The 15911-nt window shown below is 73.0% G+C and carries 15 protein-coding genes; 6 read left to right on the top strand and 9 right to left on the bottom strand.

What is annotated here, in order from left to right; all coding sequences use genetic code 11:
- Positions 1–148 precede the first annotated feature (148 nt).
- Positions 149–1882, top strand: coding sequence for a methionine--tRNA ligase (gene metG, locus IE332_RS02800; protein ID WP_189913408.1), 1734 nt, complete (start codon positions 149–151; stop codon positions 1880–1882).
- 52 nt (positions 1883–1934) lie between these two features.
- Here the strand turns inward: metG and cutA are convergent, their stop codons facing one another.
- Positions 1935–2264, bottom strand: coding sequence for a divalent-cation tolerance protein CutA (gene cutA, locus IE332_RS02795; protein ID WP_189913407.1), 330 nt, complete (start codon positions 2262–2264; stop codon positions 1935–1937).
- Positions 2265–2413: 149 nt separating this feature from the next.
- On the opposite strand from cutA, the gene IE332_RS02790 reads away from it, so the two are divergent.
- Entirely contained in the window at positions 2414–3295 is an 882-nt protein-coding gene (locus tag IE332_RS02790) for a TIGR03620 family F420-dependent LLM class oxidoreductase (RefSeq protein ID WP_229928237.1), read from the top strand.
- 51 nt (positions 3296–3346) lie between these two features.
- Positions 3347–3658 carry an ArsR/SmtB family transcription factor gene (locus tag IE332_RS02785; protein WP_189913406.1) on the top strand — a complete coding sequence of 104 codons (312 nt, stop codon included), beginning with the start codon at positions 3347–3349 and terminating at the stop codon, positions 3656–3658.
- A 65-nt stretch (positions 3659–3723) separates the two neighbouring features.
- Here IE332_RS02785 and IE332_RS02780 read toward each other — a convergent pair whose 3' ends face one another.
- The 4 genes from IE332_RS02780 to IE332_RS02765 all read right to left on the bottom strand — a co-directional run bounded on the left by IE332_RS02780 (position 3724) and on the right by IE332_RS02765 (position 7732).
- Positions 3724–4686 carry a class I SAM-dependent methyltransferase gene (locus tag IE332_RS02780; protein ID WP_189913405.1) on the bottom strand — a complete coding sequence of 321 codons (963 nt, stop codon included), beginning with the start codon at positions 4684–4686 and terminating at the stop codon, positions 3724–3726.
- A gap of 169 nt (positions 4687–4855) precedes the next feature.
- Positions 4856–5806 (bottom strand): hypothetical protein, encoded by a 951-nt coding sequence (locus tag IE332_RS40585; RefSeq protein WP_229928236.1) that lies wholly within the window; start codon positions 5804–5806, stop codon positions 4856–4858.
- Between the two features lie 457 nt (positions 5807–6263).
- Positions 6264–6833 (bottom strand): GNAT family N-acetyltransferase, encoded by a 570-nt coding sequence (locus tag IE332_RS02770; protein WP_189913404.1) that lies wholly within the window; start codon positions 6831–6833, stop codon positions 6264–6266.
- 23 nt (positions 6834–6856) lie between these two features.
- Positions 6857–7732: an imine reductase family protein gene (locus IE332_RS02765; protein ID WP_189913562.1), complete on the bottom strand. Its 876-nt coding sequence runs from the start codon at positions 7730–7732 to the stop codon at positions 6857–6859.
- Between the two features lie 141 nt (positions 7733–7873).
- Here IE332_RS02765 and IE332_RS02760 point away from each other — a divergent pair, with 141 nt between their 5' ends.
- Positions 7874–8221: a winged helix-turn-helix transcriptional regulator gene (locus tag IE332_RS02760; protein WP_189913403.1), complete on the top strand. Its 348-nt coding sequence runs from the start codon at positions 7874–7876 to the stop codon at positions 8219–8221.
- A gap of 25 nt (positions 8222–8246) precedes the next feature.
- On the opposite strand, the gene IE332_RS02755 is transcribed toward IE332_RS02760, so the two are convergent.
- Both IE332_RS02755 and IE332_RS02750 read right to left on the bottom strand, forming a co-directional pair.
- On the bottom strand, positions 8247–8669 hold the full coding sequence (locus IE332_RS02755; RefSeq protein WP_189913402.1) for a DUF350 domain-containing protein: 423 nt from the start codon (positions 8667–8669) through the stop codon (positions 8247–8249).
- 139 nt (positions 8670–8808) lie between these two features.
- Positions 8809–9297, bottom strand: a complete 489-nt coding sequence (locus IE332_RS02750) for an LURP-one-related/scramblase family protein (RefSeq protein WP_189913401.1) — start codon at positions 9295–9297, stop codon at positions 8809–8811.
- A gap of 182 nt (positions 9298–9479) precedes the next feature.
- On the opposite strand from IE332_RS02750, the gene IE332_RS42165 reads away from it, so the two are divergent.
- Both IE332_RS42165 and IE332_RS02740 read left to right on the top strand, forming a co-directional pair.
- Positions 9480–10238, top strand: a complete 759-nt coding sequence (locus tag IE332_RS42165) for a GNAT family N-acetyltransferase (protein ID WP_189913400.1) — start codon at positions 9480–9482, stop codon at positions 10236–10238.
- 97 nt (positions 10239–10335) lie between these two features.
- The gene (locus IE332_RS02740; protein WP_189913399.1) at positions 10336–12150 is read left to right on the top strand and encodes an NHL domain-containing thioredoxin family protein; all 1815 of its coding nucleotides are present in this window, start codon (positions 10336–10338) and stop codon (positions 12148–12150) included.
- Between the two features lie 106 nt (positions 12151–12256).
- On the opposite strand, the gene IE332_RS02735 is transcribed toward IE332_RS02740, so the two are convergent.
- Together IE332_RS02735 and IE332_RS02730 are read right to left on the bottom strand one after the other, a co-directional pair.
- Complete coding sequence (locus tag IE332_RS02735; RefSeq protein ID WP_189913398.1) at positions 12257–13564, bottom strand: M18 family aminopeptidase; 1308 nt, start codon at positions 13562–13564, stop codon at positions 12257–12259.
- A gap of 349 nt (positions 13565–13913) precedes the next feature.
- Positions 13914–15743: an acyl-CoA dehydrogenase gene (locus IE332_RS02730; protein WP_189913397.1), complete on the bottom strand. Its 1830-nt coding sequence runs from the start codon at positions 15741–15743 to the stop codon at positions 13914–13916.
- Positions 15744–15911: the final 168 nt, after the last annotated feature.

Genomic DNA, 15911 nt, shown 5'->3' with positions numbered 1-15911 from the left:
CGGCCCCGGAAGCGGCCCCCGACGCCCGCCCGGCGGCGACCGTCCCGGCCCGCGGCGGCGGTAGGCTTGGCAGCCCACAGTGGACCCCTGCGCCTGGCACAGCACTCCGGGTGGGGTGCGCGTGCGGGAGAAATCGGAGCATCCGAGGATGGCTCGGCACCTGATCACCAGCGCCCTTCCCTACATCAACGGGATCAAGCACCTGGGCAACATGGTCGGGTCCATGCTCCCGGCGGACGTCTACTCCCGCTACCTGCGACAGCGCGGCCACGAGGTGCTGTTCATCTGCGCCACCGACGAGCACGGCACCCCCGCCGAGCTGGCCGCGAAGGACGCCGGGCTGCCGGTCGCCGAGTTCTGCGCCCGGGCGCACGACGCGCAGAAGGCGGTGTACGACGGCTTCGGGCTCTCCTTCGACCACTTCGGCCGCAGTTCCTCGCCGCAGAACCGGGAGATCACCCAGGAGATCGCCCGCGAGCTGCAGCGCAACGGCTTCATCGAGGAGCGCGCGATCCGCCAGGTGTACTCCAACGCCGACGGACGCTTCCTGCCGGACCGCTACATCGTCGGCACCTGCCCGCACTGCGGCTACGACAAGGCCCGCGGCGACCAGTGCGAGAACTGCACCCGGGTGCTGGACCCGACCGACCTGCTGGAGCCGCGCTCGGCGATCAGCGGCAGCGCCGACCTGGAGGTCCGGGAGACCCGGCACCTGTTCCTGCTGCAGTCGAAGCTGACCGACGAGGTCGAGGAGTGGGTCGCCGCCCACGGCGACGACTGGCCGGTGCTGGCCTCCTCGATCGCCCGCAAGTGGCTGACCGAGGGCCTGCAGGACCGCGCCATCACCCGCGACCTGGAGTGGGGCGTCCCGGTGCCGGCCGACGTGTGGCCCGAACTGGCCGCCGAGGGCAAGGTGTTCTACGTCTGGTTCGACGCCCCGATCGAGTACATCGGCGCCACCAAGGAGTGGGCGGACGCGGCCCCGGCCGGGCAGCCCCGGGACTGGAAGTCCTGGTGGTACGAGGCCGACGCGACCGTCCGCTACACCGAGTTCATGGGCAAGGACAACGTCCCGTTCCACACGGTGATGTTCCCGGCGACGATCCTCGGCTCGCGCCGCCCGTGGAAGAAGGTCGACTACGTCAAGGCCTTCAACTGGCTGACGTACTACGGCGGGAAGTTCTCCACCAGCCAGAAGCGCGGCATCTTCAGCGACGTCGCGCTGGAGCTGCTCCCGGCCGACTACTGGCGCTACTTCATGATGGCCCACGCCCCCGAGTCCGACGACTCCAGCTTCACCTGGGACCTCTTCGCCTCGGTGGTCAACAAGGACCTCGCCGACACCCTCGGCAACTTCGTCAACCGGGTGCTCACCTTCAGCCGCAAGCGCTTCGGCGACGACGTCCCCGGCGGCCACCCGGCGGGCGAGGCCGAGCAGCGCCTCGGCGAGCAGGTCGCCGGGCTGCTCGCCGAGTACGAGGCCCAGCTGGACGCGCTCAACTTCCGCAAGGCCGCGCAGGCGCTGCGCGCGCTGTGGAGCGCGGGCAACGCGTACCTGGACGAGAAGGCGCCCTGGCTGCAGGTGAAGACCGACCAGGACGCGGCGGCGCTGACCCTGCGCACCGCGATGAACCTGATCCACCTGTACGCGGTCGTGTCCGAGCCGTTCATCCCGACCGCGGCGGCGGCGATGCGCGGGGCCTTCGCGCTGCCCGCGGACTCCGCGGCCGCCACCTGCCGCTGGGTCGGCCCGGAGGAGGCGCGCGCGCTGGACCTGGTGCCGGCCGGGACGGCGTTCACGGTGCCGCCGGTGCTGTTCGCCAAGATCACGGACGAGGACCTGGCCGCCTGGGCGACGCGCTTCGGCGGCTCGGAGGGCTGAGGTCCGTGGACGGAAGCGGGGCCCGGGGAGGCGATCCCCCGGGCCCCGCTCGCTATCGAGCGGTCTCCCCGGCCACCCAGTCCAGGTAGCCGGGGCTGCCGGCCACCACCGGCACGGCGATCACCTCGGGCGTCTCGTAGGAGTGCCGCTCGGCGACGAACGCGCCCAGCCGGTCCGCGAGTTCGGCCCGGGTCTTGAGGTCGATCCGCCACTCCTCGGCGTCCCGCACCTCGCCCTCCCACCAGTACACCGACCGGACGGGGTACACCTGGGCGCAGGCCGCCAGGCGCTCCCGGACCACGGCGGACGCCAGGGCCCGCGCCAGTTCCTCGCTCTCGTGGGTGGTCGTCACCACGACGAAGCGCTGCTCACCGACTGTCATGTTCCGACGGTATCCCGGAAGTCGGGCTGCCGGGGCGGCCCGGGAGTCGGGCTTCCCGGGCGGTTCTCCGTTGCGCGTCACATCGTAAATCTGCGATAGTTCGATACGTTCGACGCTTCGGGTCGGACGGACGACGGAAGGGGAGCCGCGTGAGTGACGTCGAGAGCCTGGGGCTGGGCCGGTTCGGGATCTACACCTTCGACTTCGAAGGCCTGCGCGCGAGCCGGATCAGGGACCACGCCCAGGAGTTGGAGGAGCTCGGCTGGCCCGCGCTCTGGGTCCCCGAGGGCATCGGGCGCGAGGCCTTCACCCACGCCGCCCTGCTGCTCTCCGCCACCCGGCGGATCCGGATCGCCAACGGCATCGCCCAGGTCTGGGGCCGCGAGGCCCGCCGCACCCACGGCGCCGCACTGCTCCTCTCCGACGCCCACCCGGACCGCCACCTGCTCGGTCTCGGCTACGGCGGCCTCGCCCGGCCCGGGGTCAAGCCGCTCGCCGTGATGGCCGGGTACCTGGACGAGCTCGACGCCCTCGACGCCGACCCCCACAACCCGGCCCCGGCCGCCCCGGTCCGACGGGTCCTCGCCGGGTACGGCCCGAAGATGCTCGAACTCGCCCGCGACCGCTCGCTCGGCGCCCACACGTACCACGTCACCACCGCGCACACCGCGCAGGCCCGGGAGATCCTCGGCCCGGACGCCCTGCTCGCGGTCGAGCACGCCGTCCTGCTCGAAGCCGACCCCGAGATCGCCCGCACCACCGCCCGCGAGCACCTGGCGCCGTACCTCGCGTCCCCGTACAACGCCGCCAAGTTCCGCCGGCTCGGCTACACCGACGAGGACTTCGCCGACGCCGGCAGCGACCGGCTGGTGGACGACCTGGTGTACTGGGGCGACCTCGACACCGTCGCCGCGAAGCTCCACGGCCAGCTGGCGGCCGGCGCGGACCACGTCGCCGTCCAGGTCATCGGCACCCCGCCCGGCGGCTCCGCCCTCCCGCACTGGCGCCGGCTGGCCGAGGCCCTGGTCTGAGCGCCGCTCCGGGACCCCGGGCCCCGCACCACCGCCGGTACCCTTCCTGACATGGATGCCGACCTGGTCACCGCCCTGCGGGCGATCGCGAACCCGACGCGACTGCAGCTGCTGACCTGGCTGCGCGACCCCGAACGCCACTTCCCGCTGGACGGCGCGATCGCCGACCCGCACGAGGTCGGCGTCTGCGTCAGCCACATCCAGGCCAAGGCCGGACTGGCCCAGTCCACCGTCTCCGCCTACCTCGCCGAACTCCAGCGGGCCGGGCTGGTCCGCGCCACCCGCATCGGCAAGTGGACCCACTACCGCCGCGACGAGGCGGCCATCGCCACCCTGCTCAGCACCCTCGGCCACACCCTCTGACCACCGGGGCCCCACGTCGGCCCCACGGCCGAGGCGGCCTCGGCCGCCGGGCCGGGTGCGGTGACTCAGGCCTTGCGGGCCGTGTGGACGGTCATCGCGGAGAGGTAGAAGGCGTCCCGGCGGTGGAGGATGCCGGTGGGGGCGTCCTCGTCGAGCAGGGCTTCGAGGGTGCCGCGGTCCTCCGGCCGGAGGCTGTCGGCGAGCTGGTCGTGCAGCCGGCTGAGCTGGGTGCGCAGGTACTCGCGGGTGCCGCGGTCCAGCGGCGCGGGGCGGTCGACCAGGAAGGTACGGGTGCCGCTCGGGGTCAGGCCGGCCCGTTCCAGCATGGCCGGCCAGTCCTCGATCTCCTCGGTGCTGCCCGGCAGTTCGGCCCGCATGGTGCTGAAGCCGTCCTCGTGGACCGCGTCCAGCCGGGCCTGGAAGCCGGGCCGGCCGAGGCCGAAGTCGCGCGGCAGGAAGCGCGTCGCCAGGCCGCGTTCGGCGACCGCGAGCAGGCCGCCCGGCCGCAGCACCCCGGCGAGCGAGGTGAGCGCGGCCTGCTGGTCGCCCAGGTGGTGGATCGCGTTGCCGGACCAGATCAGGTCGGCCTCGCCGAGCTTGTCGAACTCGGCGGGCAGATCGGCCTGTTGGGTGCCGAGCCGACCGCCCGAGCGGGTCCGGGCGCGCTCCAGCAGGGCGGCCGACTGGTCGACGGCCACCACCTCGGCGGCCGGGAAGACCCCGGCCAGCAGTTCGGCGATCACCCCCGGTCCGCTGCCGACGTCGAGGACCCGCCGCACGCCGGCGGCCGCGCCGTCCGTACGGTCCGTGCCGCTCGTGCCGTCCGCGACGCCCGTCCCGCTCGCCCCGGCGCCGTACAGGCCGGACAGCCAGCGGGCGGCCTCGGTGACGGCGTCGGCGCGCAGGTCGGCCTCGTGCTCCAGGTGCGCGGCGAGCGCGTCCCAGTCGAAGTCGGCGGCCGGGACGTGGCCGTGCCCGTGCTGGTGGCCGGCGCCGTGCTGCTGCTGGTGGTGGTGGTGAGAGGTCATGTCCCTTGTCTCCGTTCGTGGTTGACGAAAGCCTGCCGCCTCAGGCGGGCACCCCGGCGCCGGACGCGCGGTGGGCGGCGACCGCCCGTCCGAGATCCTCCACCGCCAGGCTGCGTCCGACCGCGAAACAACGGCAAGCTTTGTTGCCACCCCAGCAAACAGCTGCCGCTCACCCGCCGGTGCGCCGCCAGTACGAGCGGGTCGCCACCACCAGCGCGACCCCGTACCCGGCGAACGCGAACATCCCCACCCAGGAGATCTGCAGCGCCTGCTCGGCCGTGGCGAGCTCGCCCGCCCTGATCCGGATCACCCCGGTCGTGCACAGCGCCAGGTAGCCGATCCCGACCAGCCCGTACGGCGCCAGGGTGGCCGCGCCCAACAGCGCCGGGGTGAGCGGCAGCCAGCGCGGGACGCGGCGGCCGCGCAGCGGCAGGGTCCAGCGCGGGAAGACCTGCCCCCACGGCCGGACCAGCCCCCACAGCAGGAACACCCCGACCGCCGCGAGCAGCACGGTGCCGTCCAGCCCCCAGCGCTCCAGGGCCAGCCAGAGCCCGGAGGAGCCGTTGCGCACGTAGTCGGCGTACATCCGGTCGCCGCTGATCCCGGCGAAGCTGCCGCCGAGCGCCCAGATCAGCTTCATCACGACGTACGGCAGGAAGGCCAAGGTGCCTGCCCAGGCCGCGAGTTGGACGGTGGCCGGGGCCGCCGAGGGGGCCGGCGCCGTTCGCCTCGCCCGGCCGCCCGGCCGCTCGCCCCGGGCGGCACCGGCCAGCAGCACCGCCCCGACCGCCGCCAGCACCCGGAGCACCGTGTCGGGGACGCTGTCCACCGCCTGCCCGAACAGCAGCGTCACCGTGTCCATCAGCAGGCCCCAGGCCGCCACCACGGTCAGCCCGCACAACCCCCACAGGCTCCGCCGCAGCCCCGCCGACACCCGCGGCCGCCCCGCCGCCCACCCGGACCCGGCCGCCGCCAGCCCCACCCCGGCCACCACCCACCCCAGCCAGCCGGCACCGAACAGCGCCGTCCCACTGCCCGCGCACCCCAGCCCGAACCCCGCGTAGCCGACGCCCCACCCGGCCACCGCCCGCCCGTCCCGCACCCACCCGCGCTTCACCATGGCCCCAGGCTCACCCGCCCCACCCGCCCCCGGCCTCAGCCCCCACGACGATCCCGCTCCCCCACGCGAGGGATCCGGGGCGAACGGCACGGCACGAGGCGATGCGGCGCACCACACTGACGCCATGAAGACCATCACGCGGCGCGAACTCGCGGCGCGGTCCGAGGCCGTCCTCGACGACGTCGAAGCCGGCGAGATCTACCGCATCACCCGCAACGGAACCGAGATCGCCGAGGTCCGGCCGATGAGCGACCGGCCGATGAGCAACCGCCGACGATTCGTCCCCGTGGACGAGCTGCACCGCACGTGGCAGAGCGCACCCACGGTCGACGGGGCGCAGCTGCGGGCCGAGGCCGACGCCTTCTACGGCTCCGACGACCGGGTCGGCGGCGACGACCCGTGGGAGCGCGCCCGCCCGGCCGGGGTGGCCGGGCGGGCGGGAAGGCCGGGGCCGGTGCTATCCCCGGGGGGCGGCGAAGCAGTGGACGGTGACGGTGCGGCCGGAGGGCCAGCGCTGGTCGCCGCTGCCGAGGTGGGTCCAGCCGAGGCGGCGGTAGAGGGCCACGGCCGCGGTGTCGGTGGCCAGGACGTCGAGGACGGGGTGCAGGCCGAGCGCCCGCGCGTGCGCCACGGCGTCCGCGAGGAGTCGCGCGCCGATGTGGTGGCCGCGCGCCCCGGGGGCGACGTAGAGCCGGCCGATCACGGCGGTGAGCTCCGGACGGCCGCCGGTGCGGTGGCTCCACAGGGCGGGGGCGAGGTCGTCCGGGGCGCTGCGGGCGAGGCCGACGTGTCCGGTGAGCCGGCCCTCGGACTCGGCGACCCAGGCGGCGAGCAGGCCGCCCGGGGTGAGCCAGTCGGCGGGGCGGTCGGGCCAGTCGGCGGGGTAGCCGTCGGCGCGGTGGACGTCGCCCAGCACCCGGACGCAGTCGGCGAGGTCGTCGCCGCGGCGCGGTCTGACCAGCACTCCCGCCCGGGCCTGTCGAGAGCCGGACGCGACGACGTCGGCGCGTTCTTCTAGGTCTGCCATGCCGGTACGTTACCGGCCGGCCCTCACCGTCGCAGCAGGTCGACGACCCCGGTGAGGTCCTCCTCGCCGCTGCCGACCTCCAGCCGACGCTCCATCAGCCGGAAGTAGGGTTCCAGCAGCTCGGCGCTCACGCCCTGCTCCTCGGCGGTGCGCAGCAGGGTGCCCTTGCCGGCCACCTGCATCGCCAGGTTGGACACCACGCCCTTGGTGTAGTCGCCGCTCTCCAGCCGCGCCGCGGTGCCGGCGATGAACCCGGTCATCGCGGTGACGTAGTCGCTGAGCAGCGGCGCGAGGTCGCCCGGCGCGACCGCCTCGCCGCGGACCAGCGCGAAGGCGTGCGAGACGCCGGCGAACATGCCGTACATCGCGCTGAGCAGCGCCACGTCGTGCAGGGCCGCGTACCCGGCGTCCTCGCCCACGTAGCGGGTGCCGGCCGGGGCGGCGAGGGCCGTCCGGTGCTCCTCGAACAGCGCGGGCGAGCCGCTGTAGAAGACGTACGGTCCGGCCGCCGGGACGCCGATCATCGGCGGGACGGCCATGATGCCGCCGTCCAGGTAGCGGGCGCCGCGCCGTTCGGCCCAGGCGGCGCGGGCGCGGGCCTGGTCGGGGGTGCTGGTGACCAGGTTGACCAGGTCCTTGCCGGTCAGGTCGACGTCGGCCAGCGCCTCGGCCACGGAGTCGTCGTCGAGCAGGCAGACGACGACCAGGCGGTTCGCCGCGACGGCCTCGGCGGCGGTGGCGGCGACGACGGCGCCGCGGCCGACGAGCGCGTCGGCGCGGGCGGCGGTGCGGTTCCAGACGGTCAGCGGGTGCCCGGCGGTGAGCCAGGCCCCGGCCAGGGCGGCGCCCATGGCGCCGAGTCCGAGCAGGGTCAGCGGGGTGGGCGGGTTCTCGGTCACGTTCTCGGCTGCGTTCTCAACACGGTTGTTCGTCACGGGAATCAGCCTCCGCGCCGCCCCCGGAAACGATCAAGTACGCACTTCGAAGTGGGTGGTTACCCTGGGGTCAGTATCCAGGTCGGAGCGTCGGGAGGGGTGGGCATGGCGACCGTGCCGAGGCCGGGGGCGTACGTCTGCGGGATCGACGCCGCGATGGACGTGATCGGCGGCAAGTGGAAGGTGCTGATCCTCTGGGCGCTGGACGAGCACGGGAGCTGCCGGTTCGGCGAACTGCGCCGCCAGGTGCCGGGGATCACCGAGAAGGTGCTGGCCGCGCACCTGCGCGAGCTGGAGACGGACGGCATCGTGCACCGGGAGGCGTACGACGAGGTCCCGCCCCGGGTCGAGTACACGCTGACCGAGGTGGGGCGGCACCTCAACGCGGCGCTGGGGCCGCTGGGCGCGTGGGGCCGGGAGCACGTCCTGGGCGGCGCGCCCCACCCGGCGTGAGGCGCCCACCCGGTCGTGACGCGCGTCAGGCGATCGCGGCCGAGACCACCGCGGCCACCGCGATGTTGCAGCTGGCCGACACCCACACCGCCGGGTGCGGCTCCGGCTCGACCAGGATCGCGCCGAGCTTGCCCGGCGTCAGCAGGTCCACCAGCCAGAAGGCGACGGCCATCAGCACCAGTCCGAGCACGCCGTAACAGGCCGTCGAGACAAGGCCCTTGGCGAAGTCGGCGTAGGTGTAGACGATCGCGGTGAAGACGATGCCGCCGATGCCGAGCAGTGCGGAGCTCAGCAGGACGGCGGCGTTGCGGTTGCGCTCGACCCAGATCTGGTGGCCGAGCCTGCCGGGCGTCAGCAGGTCCACCAGGCCGACGCCGAGGAGCAGCAGCACCACCCCGAGGGCGCCGTACGCCGCTGCCGCGCCGAGCCCGTGCAGGATGTCGTTCATCGTGGTTCCAGCCCCCGGTCCACTCTCGCCGTGCACCCCGACCGGCTGGTCAGGGCCCCTCGACCGGCCTGGTCAAGGGTTGGCAAAAGATACCCCACGCGGGTGAGAGCGGGACCGGGATCCGGAATCCGGGGACGGGTCAGTCCTCCTCGTGCGTCAGGTGGTCGACGCAGGCCGCGACGGCCAGCAGCAGGCCGGTGTCCGCGCCGTCGGCGATCTCCACCCCGTAGGTGTCCCGAATCCGGAACCACTTGCGGCTGATCCGGGCCAGCTCGTCGCCGTGGTCGTCCTCGATCCGGTAGTCCTTGTCGATCAGGTTGCCGTGGATCTTCAGCTCGCCGCCGGAGGCCAGGTCCACCAGGTACTTGTCGCGGAACGGGGTGAACAGCTTCTCCCGGACGGTCGCGATCACCTCGCCGTCGGCGTCCTCGATCTTCATCGCGTCGCGGACGGTGAGCATCTTCTCCTTCACCACCGCGACCACCCGGTCCTGGGCGTCCCGCAGCTCGAAGGTGTGCCGCAGCCGCAGCACCTTGCCGTCCACCAGGTAGGCCTTGTGCCCCCGGTCGTCCTCGATCCAGTAGTCGTCGCCGATCGCGAACAGCTTCTCCCTGACCAGATACCGCACCGCGGGACCTCCTCCGTGTTGGCGTCGACCCCCATTCGACCCCGAGCCCCCACCCGCCGAAAAGCACCGCCACGAAGCATCGCCGCCGAGCACCGCCCCGGAGCACCGCTACCAACCACCGCCGCCGCCCACCCGAGGGAAAGCCCGTCGCGCGGCCGCCCCCGGTGGCGTTCAATACCGCCATGCGCCCCGACCCCACCACCGCCCCGCTGCGCAGCGAGCGCCTGGACCTGCTGCCGATCGCCCCCGGGCACGCCGAGGAGCTGGCGGCCGCGCTCGCCGACCCGGCCCTGCACGCCTTCACCGGCGGCCGCCCGGCCACGGCGGAGGAGATGCGCGCCCGCTGCGCCCGGCTGGCCGCGGGCTCCCCCGACCCGGCCGAGCGGTGGGGCAACTGGGTGCTGCGGCTGCGCGCCGACGGCGTCCTCACCGGCTATGTGCAGGCCACCGTCGGCCCCGAGGAGACCGAGCTGGCCTGGGTGGTCGGCACCCTGTGGCAGCGCCGCGGCCTGGCCGTCGAGGCCGCCCGCGCCCTGCTCGACCACCTGACCGCCGCCGGCGTCACCACGGCCGTCGCCCACATCCACCCGGACCACCGCGCCTCCGCCGCCGTCGCCCGCACCCTCGGCCTGCGCCCCACCGCCCGTACCCAGGACGGCGAGACCCGCTGGCAGGCCGACCTCACCCGGCCGGACTTCTTCCCGAACGTCGCCGGTCTGACCGCCGAGCACGCCGCCCGGCTGACCACCCTGGTCGAGGAGTGCCACCCGGTGCTCGCGGACGAGGGGATGGCCGCGGTCCAGTCGCTGCTGGCCGAGCGCGGGGTGGGCATGATCCCCGCGATCATGGTCACCAAGGCCCTGCTCGGCTGGGCCGGGACCTCCCTCCGTACGGCCCGCGAGATCGTCGAGCTGAGCGAGGCCCGCACACCGACCTTCTGAACCCGGTACGCCAGGAACCCGGTACGTCAGGAACCCGGTACGTCAGGAACCCGGTACGCCAGGAATGCGGACACCGGGCGTGCGGTTTGATGGGGTTATGGCATCTCGTGCACGTGTACGCGCCCCCGAGCTGGTCGGGGCAGGCGGTTGGCTGAACACCGGCGGCAAGGAGCTCACGCTCGCCGACTTCCGGGGCAAGATCACCATCCTGGATTTCTGGACCTTCTGCTGCATCAACTGTCTGCACGTCCTGGACGAGCTCCGGGAGCTGGAGGAGAAGCACCGCGACACCGTGGTGATCGTCGGGGTGCACTCGCCGAAGTTCGTGCACGAGGCCGACCACCAGGCCGTGGTGGACGCCGTCGCCCGGTACGAGGTGCACCACCCGGTGCTGGACGACCCGGCGCTGGTCACCTGGAAGCAGTACGCCGTACGGGCCTGGCCGACGCTGGTGGTGATCGACCCGGAGGGCTACGTGGTCGCCCAGCACGCAGGTGAGGGGCACGCCCACGCGATCGCCCGGCTGGTGGAGGAGCTGGAGGCCGAGCACGCCGCGAAGGGCACGCTGCGCCGCGGCGACGGCCCGTACGTGGCGCCGGAGCCGACCGCGGGGGACCTCAAGTTCCCGGGCAAGGCCGTCCGGCTGCCGAACGGCCACTTCCTGGTCGCCGACTCCGGCCACCACTCGCTGGTCGAGCTGGCCGAGGACGGCGAGACGGTGGTGCGCCGGATCGGTGACGGGGAGCGCGGTCTGGTGGACGGCACCAGCCCCCGGTTCAGCGAGCCGCAGGGCCTCGCGCTGCTGCCGGAGGGCTCGGAGTACGACGTGGTCGTCGCCGACACCGTCAACCACGCCCTGCGCGGCCTGCGGCTGGCGGACGGCAGCGTGACCACCCTGGCCGGCACCGGCCGCCAGTGGTGGCAGGGCTCGGCCACCGAGGGGCCGGCCCGCGAGGTGGACCTGTCCTCGCCGTGGGACGTCGCCTGGTTCGACGGCCGGGTGTGGATCGCGATGGCGGGCGTGCACCAGCTGTGGGCGTACGACCCGGCGACCGGCATGGTCGGCGTCGCGGCCGGCACCACCAACGAGGGCCTGGTGGACGGGCCGGCCGCCGAGGCCTGGTTCGCCCAGCCGTCCGGTCTGGCGGTCTCCGCGGACGGCGAGCGGCTCTGGGTCGCCGACTCCGAGACCTCCGCGCTGCGCTCGGTTTCACGTGAAACAGGGGCGGTCACCACCGCCGTCGGCACCGGCCTGTTCGACTTCGGCCACCGGGACGGCGCCGCCGAGCAGGCGCTGTTCCAGCACCCGCTGGGCGTCACCGTGCTGCCGGACGGCTCGGTGGCCGTCAGCGACACCTACAACCACGCGCTGCGCCGCTACGACCCGGCGACCGGCGAGGTCAGCACGCTGGCCACCGATCTGCGCGAGCCCTCCGGGGCGGTGCTGGTGGACGAGGACATCGTGGTGGTCGAGTCGGCCCGGCACCGGCTGACCAGGCTGCGGCTCCCGGAGGAGGCGGTCCGGGTCGAGTCGGTGGCGCACCGCACCCAGCGCGCGGCCACCGAGGTCGCGCCGGGCGCCTTCCGGCTGGACGTGGTCTTCTCGGCGCCGAGCGGCCAGAAGCTGGACGAGCGCTACGGCCCGTCCACCCGGCTGCTGGTCAGCTCGACCCCGCCCGAGCTGCTGGTCTCCGGCGCGGGCGCGGACAGCGACCTCTCCCGCGAGCTGGTGCTCTCCGACGAGGTCACCGAGGGCGTGCTACACGTCTCGGCGATGGCGGCCTCCTGCGACGACGACCCGGAGATCGAGTACCCGGCCTGCCACGTGCACCAGCAGGACTGGGGCGTGCCGGTGAAGCTGGTCGCCGACGGCGCCCGCCGGCTGCCGCTGGTCCTGGCCGGGATGGAGTAGCCCCCGCGGCCCGCGATAACGACGGGGCCCGGCGGACGACCGTTCGTCCGCCGGGCCCCGTCGCGTCAGGCCCGTAACGGCGCGCCCGTCGCGTCGGGCCGAGGCCTCAGCCCTCCAGGAACGCCTTCAGCGCGCTGGCCAGCAGGTACGGGTCCTCCGCGCCGCACAGCTCGCGGGCCGAGTGCATGGACAGCGCCGCGATGCCGCAGTCGACCGTCTTGATGCCGAGGCGCGCCGCCGTGATCGGGCCGATGGTCGTACCGCAGGGCATCGCGTTGTTGGAGACGAAGCTCTGCCAGGGCACGCCCGCCCGCTCGCAGGCGGCCGCGAAGACCGCCCGGCCGACGCCGTCGGTGGCGTAGCGGTTGTTGACGTTGACCTTGAGGATCGGCCCGCCGTTCGGCATCGGGTGGTGGCCCGGCTCGTGCCGCTCGGTGTAGTTCGGGTGGACGGCGTGGCCCATGTCCGAGGAGAGGCAGACGGTGCCGGCGAGGGCCCGGGCGCGGTCCTCGGTGGTGCCGCCGCGCGCGTGGATCGTGCGGTCCAGGACGTTGCCGAGCAGCGGGCTCTGCGCGCCGGTGTCGGACTCGCTGCCGGTCTCCTCGTGGTCGAAGGCGGCCAGCACCGGGATGTACGGCAGGCCGGCGGCGCCCTCGGCCGAGGCGACGGCGGCCAGCGCGGCGGTGGCCGCGTGCACCGAGAGCAGGTTGTCCAGGCGCGGGCCGGCCAGCAACTCGCGGTCCCGGCCCAGGTAAGAGGCGGGCTGGACGTCGTGCGTCATGAGGTCCCAGCCGACCACGTCGTCGGCGGCCAGGCCGGCCCGCTCGGCGACGTAGGCGATCAGCGCGCCCTCGTCGACCGGGCCGAGGCCCCAGATCGGGGTGAGGTGGCGCTGCTTGTCGAGCTTCATGCCGTCGTTGACCTGGCGGTCCAGGTGGATGGCGAGCTGCGGCACGCGCAGCAGCGGCTCGTCCAGCTGGACGAGCCGCGCCGTTCCGTCCTTGAGCGCGAGTCTGCCGGAGATGCCGAGGTCCCGGTCCAGCCAGGTGTTCAGCGGCACGCCGCCGTAGATCTCCACCGCGACCTGGCGCCAGCCGGCCGAGCCGGTGTCCGGCAGCGGCTTGACCCGCAGGTTGGGCGAGTCGGTGTGGGTGCCGACGATCCGGAACGGGGTCTCGGGGCCCGCCCCCTCCGGCAGGTACCAGGCGATCAGCGCGCCGCCGCGGATCAGGTAGCGTCCGCCGGCGGCGCCGTCCCAGGCGTCCGTCTCGGCGACCTGCCGGAAGCCCGCCTTCTCCAGCCGCTCCGCGGCGCTCGCGACCGCGTGGTACGGGGACGGCGAGGTGCCGAGGAACGCGATCAGATCGTCGCTGTGCGTCCGGTCGAAGAATGCCTGGCGGGCGGCGGTCGACATACTGCTCCTGGGTCGAGGGAGGGCCGAAGCCGGATGGGGAGTCGGCTTCGCACCTTGAGCATATGCCCGTACACGGACAGGGCATTCGGAAGCTCTCAACCCGGACACAACCGTGAACCACCCGCGACACACGCCGCCCGGACGGCGGATCAGCCCTGGTCGGGCACCGCCTGCCGGGGCGGCGGACGGGCGATCCGGCAGCGCTCCGGAAACGCCACGGAACACCACGCAACGCCATGGAAAAGCACGGGAGAGCACGGAACAGCACGGGAGGACACCGAAGGGCCCGGTGGCAGCCGGGCCCTTCGGTGTGAGGGTTTCGTCAGGCGGTCAGGAGGAGCAGCGGGCCTTAGAAGGCCTCCTCCGCCAGCTCCATGATCTCGTTGTCGATGCCCTCGGCGATCACGCGCTGCGGCGTGACGGTCGGCAGGACGTTCTTGGCGAAGAAGCGGGCCGCCGCGACCTTGCCCTGGTAGAAGGGGACGTCCTTCTCCGAGGCGCCCGCCTCCAGCTTGGCCAGGGCCACCGCGGCCTGGCGCAGCAGCAGCCAGCCGACGACGACGTCGCCGGAGACCATCAGCAGGCGGGTGGTGTTGAGGCCCACCTTGTACATGTTCTTGACGTCCTGCTCGACCGAGGAGAGGTCGGCCAGGAGCTTGCCGATGATGGCCTCCAGGTCACCGGCGGCCTTGGCGAGCAGCTCGCGCTCGGCGGCCAGGGCGTCGCCGCCGGCGGCGGAGCCGATGAACTTCTGGATCTGCTCGGACAGCGCGGTGAGCGCCTGGCCGCCGTCCTTGACGATCTTGCGGAAGAAGAAGTCCTGGCCCTGGATGGCGGTGGTGCCCTCGTACAGGGTGTCGATCTTGGCGTCCCGGATGTACTGCTCGATCGGGTACTCCTGCAGGTAGCCGGAGCCACCGAAGGTCTGCAGGGACTGGGCGAGCTGCTCGTAGGACTTCTCCGAGCCGTAGCCCTTGACGATCGGCAGCAGCAGGTCGTTCAGGCGCTCGGCGGCCTCGTCGCGCTCGCCGCGCAGCTTGGCGGCCATCATGTCGTCCTGGGTGGACGCGGTGAACAGCACCAGCGCGCGCATGCCCTCGGCGTAGGCCTTCTGGGTCAGCAGCGAGCGGCGCACGTCCGGGTGGTGGGTGATGGTGACGCGCGGGGCGCTCTTGTCCAGGAACTGCGAGATGTCGGCGCCCTGCACGCGCTCCTTGGCGTACTCCAGCGCGTTCAGGTAGCCGGTGGAGAGGGTGGCGATGGCCTTCGTGCCGACCATCATGCGGGCGAACTCGATGATCTTGAACATCTGGCGGATGCCGTCGACCTTCTCGCCGAGCAGCCAGCCCTTGGCCGGGTGCTTGGCACCGAAGGTCATCTCGCAGGTGTTCGAGGCCTTGAGGCCCATCTTGTGCTCGACGTTGGTGGCGTAGACGCCGTTGCGCTCGCCGAGCTCGCCGGTCTCCCAGTCGAAGTCGAACTTCGGGACGATGAAGAGGCCCAGGCCCTTGGTGCCCGGCTTGCCGCCCTCGGGGCGGGCCAGCACCATGTGGATGATGTTCTCGGACATGTCGTGCTCGCCCGAGGTGATGAAGCGCTTCACACCCTCGATGTGCCAGGAGCCGTCCTCCTGCTGGATCGCCTTGGTGCGGCCGGCGCCCACGTCGGAGCCCGCGTCGGGCTCGGTGAGGACCATGGTGGAGCCCCACAGGCGGTCGGTCATCCGCTTGGCGACCTCGAGCTGCTCCTCGGTGCCCTCCTCGGCGATGACGCCGGCGAAGGCCGGGCCGGAGGAGTACATCCAGATGGCCGGGTTCGAGCCCAGGATCTGCTCGGCGAAGGCCCAGATCAGCGAGTTCGGGGTGACCTGGCCGCCGATCGACTCCGGGATGCCCAGACGCCACCACTCGGCGTCCATGAAGGTCTGGTAGCTCTTCTTGAAGGTGGCCGGGATCGGCGCGGTGTTGGTCTCCGGGTCGAAGACCGGCGGGTTGCGGTCGGTGTCCGTGAAGGAAGCGGCGAGGTCGTTCTCGGCCAGGCGCGCGATCTCGCTCAGGATGTTCTTCGCGGTCTCGACGTCCATGTCCGCGAACGGTCCGGTGCCGTAGACCTGCTCGCGACCGAACACCTCGAAGAGGTTGAACTCCACGTCCCGCAGGTTGGACTTGTAGTGACCCATGGCCGTTTTCTCCGGTTCGTCGCTTCCGGGAGACCGCCGCGTTCGGGCGTCCCGTACCCACCAGTAGGCATCATGATGCTACCCAGCGGTAACTTGGGCAAGCCCTCGGCGGTGAATCCGCTATGAACGTGGTCACGTCCCACAGTCCGGGCGACCACTCCTTGTCAG

It is taken from the genome of Kitasatospora xanthocidica (assembly GCF_014656195.1).
GTDB lineage: Bacteria > Actinomycetota > Actinomycetes > Streptomycetales > Streptomycetaceae > Kitasatospora > Kitasatospora xanthocidica.
This window is presented reverse-complemented; position numbering and strand designations above follow the sequence as displayed.

Coding starts and splice junctions, on each gene's coding strand:
- IE332_RS02780 (WP_189913405.1), bottom strand. CDS start 4,686: ATGACCTCTCACCACCACCACCAGCAGCAGCACGGCGCCGGCCACCAG.
- IE332_RS42165 (WP_189913400.1), top strand. CDS start 9,480: ATGCGCCCCGACCCCACCACCGCCCCGCTGCGCAGCGAGCGCCTGGAC.
- IE332_RS02785 (WP_189913406.1), top strand. CDS start 3,347: ATGGATGCCGACCTGGTCACCGCCCTGCGGGCGATCGCGAACCCGACG.
- IE332_RS40585 (WP_229928236.1), bottom strand. CDS start 5,806: ATGGTGAAGCGCGGGTGGGTGCGGGACGGGCGGGCGGTGGCCGGGTGG.
- metG (WP_189913408.1), top strand. CDS start 149: ATGGCTCGGCACCTGATCACCAGCGCCCTTCCCTACATCAACGGGATC.
- IE332_RS02770 (WP_189913404.1), bottom strand. CDS start 6,833: ATGGCAGACCTAGAAGAACGCGCCGACGTCGTCGCGTCCGGCTCTCGA.
- cutA (WP_189913407.1), bottom strand. CDS start 2,264: ATGACAGTCGGTGAGCAGCGCTTCGTCGTGGTGACGACCACCCACGAG.
- IE332_RS02760 (WP_189913403.1), top strand. CDS start 7,874: ATGGCGACCGTGCCGAGGCCGGGGGCGTACGTCTGCGGGATCGACGCC.
- IE332_RS02730 (WP_189913397.1), bottom strand. CDS start 15,743: ATGGGTCACTACAAGTCCAACCTGCGGGACGTGGAGTTCAACCTCTTC.
- IE332_RS02735 (WP_189913398.1), bottom strand. CDS start 13,564: ATGTCGACCGCCGCCCGCCAGGCATTCTTCGACCGGACGCACAGCGAC.
- IE332_RS02755 (WP_189913402.1), bottom strand. CDS start 8,669: ATGAACGACATCCTGCACGGGCTCGGCGCGGCAGCGGCGTACGGCGCC.
- IE332_RS02740 (WP_189913399.1), top strand. CDS start 10,336: ATGGCATCTCGTGCACGTGTACGCGCCCCCGAGCTGGTCGGGGCAGGC.